The sequence below is a fragment of the Marinobacter sp. genome, from assembly GCF_035268745.1.
GTDB lineage: Bacteria > Pseudomonadota > Gammaproteobacteria > Pseudomonadales > Oleiphilaceae > Marinobacter.
Map to the genome: position 1 here is coordinate 1 of NZ_DATFKH010000071.1, position 2,720 is coordinate 2,720.

Consider the following 2,720-nt stretch of genomic DNA (forward strand, 5'->3'; position numbering starts at 1 on the left):
GCGGCCTGGGTAACGTCACCGATCACCGAATCTTCGCCCCAGCGCTCCTTGAACGCCTTCACGAACGCTTTGTTGTTGGGGTTATCCAGACTCTGGAAATACTTCATCGCAGCGTAGGCGCCTTCGATGTTGCGGCCGCCGATGCCCAGGATTTCATCCTCGGTTACCGAGATGGTCAGCAGCGTGGTATCGCTGTCAGTCAGATCAATACCCGCTGCTTCCAGCTGCTTGTAGAAAGCCACGTTGGAGCCACCCACGATGATGGCGTAGATCACGTCCGGCTTTTTCAGGCGGATACGGTTAATGGCGGAGTTGAACTGGGTGTGGCCCAGCGGGAAGTAGTCCTCGCCCACCACTTTCAGGCCCAGCACATCTTCGATGTGTTTGCGGGCGATCTTGTTGGACGTCCGGGGCCAGATATAGTCGGACCCCAGCAGGTAGAAGGTTTCCGCGCCCTTTTCCTCGGCCACCCAGTTCAGGCCAGCAAGAATCTGCTGGGTGGCTTCCTGGCCGGTGTAGATCACGTTCGGTGACTGTTCCAGCCCTTCATAAAAGGTGGGGTAATACAGCATGCCGTTGTACTGCTCGAAGATCGGCAGTACCGCTTTGCGCGAAGCGGAAGTCCAGCAGCCGAAAACCGCCGCAACATTGTCCTGGCGCAGCAGTTTGCGGGAGCGGTCGGCAAAGGTGGGCCAGTCACTGGCGCCATCTTCCTGAATGTATTCAATCTTGCGGCCAAGAACGCCACCCATCTCGTTGATCTGCTCTATGGCCAGGATTTCCGCCTGTACCGAACCTTCCTCACTGATCGCCATGGTGCCGGTGACCGAGTGGAGAATGCCCACATTGACGGTGTCATCGGTTACCGCCAGGCCAGTGGTGTTCACTTCCGCTGTGGGAGGCGCCGCAGCATTGGCGGAAGCCGCCAGTACCATGGAAGCCGCCAGCAGCTTGAGCTTTCCGAGCCCCCACCTAGCGGTGGTGCCGCCTTCCGTCGTTTGCTTGTGCATTGTCATGGTAAGTCCTCGCTCAGGATGTATCTGCCAGACGCCTCACCGGCCTGTGCCGGGGGAGCGCCGCCGATAAACATTCTCTGCGGCGGGCCGGAATTCGCCCATTCGGCAAACGCACCAGCGGTCTACGTCATTTAACGCATGGCCCGGAATTTACCGTCGCGATACAAAACAGGCGTGCCCGGATTTCTACCTGCAGATCCCGCGCGATGGCACAGCTTTTGATACATCGCAGCAAACCCTTCATGAAAAGGTCACAGCATGAGCGCCCGGCAAAGCATCTTTCGCGTCCGGCGAAACTACAACCAATGGGTCGCCAACCAAACTCTTGAAGACTACGCCCTGCGGTTTACTGCCAAGAGTGCGCGGCGCTGGTCCGCTGGCCGTGTAACCAATACCGCCCTGGGCGCAATATCCTTTCTGGCGCTGGAAGCCATTGGCGGGGCCATCACCATTCACTACGGATTCAATAATGCGGTTGCCGCCATCTGCGCAGTGGCGCTGATCATCTTTCTTACCGCCATTCCCATCAGCTACTACGCCGCCCGCTATGGCGTTGATATTGATCTGTTAACCCGGGGGGCGGGCTTCGGTTATATCGGCTCCACCATCACCTCGCTGATCTATGCGTCCTTCACCTTTATTTTCTTTGCCATCGAAGCGGCCATCATGGCGATGGCGCTGGAACTGCTGTTCGGTATACCGCTGGTGATCGGTTATCTGGTGTGTTCGGTGGTGATTATTCCACTGGTAACCCACGGTATTACCGCCATCAGCAAGTTCCAGCTGTGGACCCAGCCCGCCTGGATTGTGCTGCAGTTGCTGCCGTTCATATTCATTCTCTACCAGGACGCCAGCGCTATATCGGACTGGACAAAGTTCGAAGGCATTGCCCCCAATCAGGGCGGCGAATTCAATCTGCTGCTTTTTGGGGCGGCCGCCGCCGTGCTGTTTTCGCTGATGGCGCAGATTGGCGAGCAGGCTGATTTTCTGAGGTTCATACCTGAACCCCAGGACGGGAAGCGGTTGCGATGGTGGGCATCCGTCATGGCCGGCGGACCGGGCTGGATTGTTATCGGTGCCGTGAAAATCCTGGCCGGATCCTTTCTGGCGGTGCTGGCGCTGAATCAGGGCATTGCGGTCGCTGACGCATCAGACCCGACCCGGATGTATATCGTCGCCTTCGGATACATGACCTCTTCGCCAGAGGCTGCGCTGGCCATTGCGGGCATCTTTGTCATCCTGTGCCAAGTAAAGATCAACGTCACCAACGCCTACGCCGGCTCCATCGCCTGGTCGAATTTCTTCTCACGGCTGACCCACAGCCACCCGGGTCGGGTAGTCTGGCTGGTGTTCAATGTGGCGATTGCACTGCTGGTGATGGAGCTGGGCGTTTACCATGCGCTGGAGGAAACTCTGGGCTTCTATGGCATTGTCGCGGTGGCCTGGGTCGGCGCCCTGGTGGCCGACCTGGTGATTAACAAACCTCTGGGTTTAAGTCCCAGACACATCGAGTTCAAGCGTGCGCACCTCTACGACATTAACCCGGTAGGCGTCGGCGCGATGATTCTGGCGTCGGTGATCGGCATGGTCAGCCACGCCGGAGCGCTGGGCGAAGTAGCGGTAGCGCTTTCCCACTTCATCACCCTCGGCGCCGCACTGGTCATAGCGCCACTGATCGCCTGGCAGACCAAGGGTCGCTATTAC

The 2,720-nt window shown here is 58.3% G+C and carries 2 protein-coding genes; one reads left to right on the forward strand and one right to left on the reverse strand.

What is annotated here, in order from left to right:
• A partial coding sequence (locus VJ956_RS06555) for a transporter substrate-binding protein (RefSeq protein ID WP_324082997.1) occupies positions 1–935 on the reverse strand: 935 nt, incomplete at its 3' end.
• A gap of 339 nt (positions 936–1,274) precedes the next feature.
• Here VJ956_RS06555 and VJ956_RS06560 point away from each other — a divergent pair.
• Positions 1,275–2,720 (forward strand): purine-cytosine permease family protein (locus VJ956_RS06560; protein ID WP_414674393.1); only part of this gene is annotated, 1,446 nt, incomplete at its 3' end.